Source organism: Capsulimonas sp., from assembly GCF_039929585.1.
GTDB lineage: Bacteria > Armatimonadota > Armatimonadia > Armatimonadales > Capsulimonadaceae > Capsulimonas.
The window spans coordinates 1-1,637 of sequence record NZ_JBDSQY010000284.1 but is presented as its reverse complement, the minus strand read 5'-3'; the positions used below and the strand labels follow the sequence as shown (position 1 = coordinate 1,637).

At 58.4% G+C, this 1,637-nt stretch carries 1 protein-coding gene; it reads right to left on the bottom strand.

Annotation, left to right across the window (positions count from 1 at the left end; all coding sequences use genetic code 11):
* On the bottom strand, positions 1-1,436 hold a 1,436-nt coding region (locus ABIZ35_RS21540; RefSeq protein WP_348221990.1), incomplete at its 3' end, for an AraC family transcriptional regulator.
* Positions 1,437-1,637 lie beyond the last annotated feature (201 nt).

Sequence of the window (1,637 nt, the reverse complement as noted above, 5' to 3'; positions counted from 1 at the left end):
GCCAGCGCTCCCCAGAACACAGATGCGCCAAACCGCGTCGGCCCCGGCGCGTTCCAGGGCGTATTGTAAGCCAGCGTCTCCCCACGCTCGCCGTTCTCCCAAAGCGTGACCTGATGCCGTTCAAGGTCGTGGACGCCGGCGAGATGGGTCCAGCGCCGCAGGTTGGGCTTCCGGGCGCCGCGCGCATGGATCGTGTTGTAGTCGCTGCCGGAAGGAGTCACGGTGAACATAAAGCATTGCTGCACAACAGAATACTGGAGGTAAAAACTGCAATGATCCTCGTTGCCCACACTGACAGACGTCATCCATTCGGTGTCGGCATCCTCGCCTTCGATGAGCACCCAGGCGCAGACGGTAAAGCTTTTCGCGGTATCGACAATTGGTTCGGAGACTTCGGCGTAAGACAGCGCACCATCCAGCCGAAGCGCGCCCCCGCCGTGCGGCCCCACCCCAAGCTTGGCGCCGTGGTGGAAGGCTGCACGGCCATATCGAAAGTGGTAATCTTGATCGATACCTTCTTCGCCCGTCTCGAATCGCCAGTAGCCGACGGGCTCCAGATAAAGAAGCGAAAGATCCGTGGCGGCCTCATCGTCCCGCGCCGCCGGCTTCGCCCCGTGCTCCAAAGCCGCGAGCCGCTCCGTCTTGATGAATTCGCCCGGGGAGCCGCCCATATACTTGCGAAAACACACATGAAACTGCGATGCGCTGGTGAACCCGCAGTATTCCGCGATCTCGGTGATCGACATCGTCGAATTGCGCAGCAGAAGCTTGGCCTGCCGGACCCGCGCCTGGATCAAGTCCTCAATCGGACTGGCCCCAAAGTAGTGCGCGAAGGTCTTTCGGTAATGCGACGAGCTCATATGCACGTGCGACGCCATCTCATTGATTGTCCATCGCTGGCGCAGATTGGAATGCACGAACGCGCGCAGCCGCCGCAAATTCGTCAGCGTTTCCTTTTGGTAGAGCGACGGCGGCGCCATCTCCACCCCATGCGAAATCACGCGCGATAGGTTCCGAAGAAATGTCCGGCAGAGCAGCGTGACCGCGTCTTCCCAATATGGCTCACGCTGCACGTGATGCCGCCGAACCTCTTCCAGAAAGGGCGCCAGAGCCAGCGATTCGAACGGCCCCACCATCGCCCGGTTTGTGGGAATCGCATAGCGCTCCAGGCATTGCTCCAGCCCATCGCCGCTCACATGAAACCACGTGTGGCTGACACTCTTGGATGCTTGATAAAGGCGCCGCTGCCCCGGTGAATACAAGATACAAACGTTTCCCGGATACTCCCGCAATCCGTCCTCACCTACCAATTCGACTTGCGAATCGAAATATTCAAAGATATAGCTCGAAGTACCTTCGAGGCGATCCATCAGATGTTCCGAGGCGATGGAGGAGCGGATACACAGGATAGGCACATGAATCTGTTCGCCAAGCATGCCGAGATTCCTTCAATTTGGGTGGCGCAGGGTGTGACTGATAATTGTTAAACACACGGCTCCCTGCCCCACAGCTGGAAGCAATGGTCTAGTCAGTGGGAAGTCGGCTTAAGCCGACTGCCGGAGTTCGGCGTACTCTTCTCTTAATCTTGATCTGACAGCCTGCTTCAGCTTGCTTACCCCTGACTAGACCATTGCTTC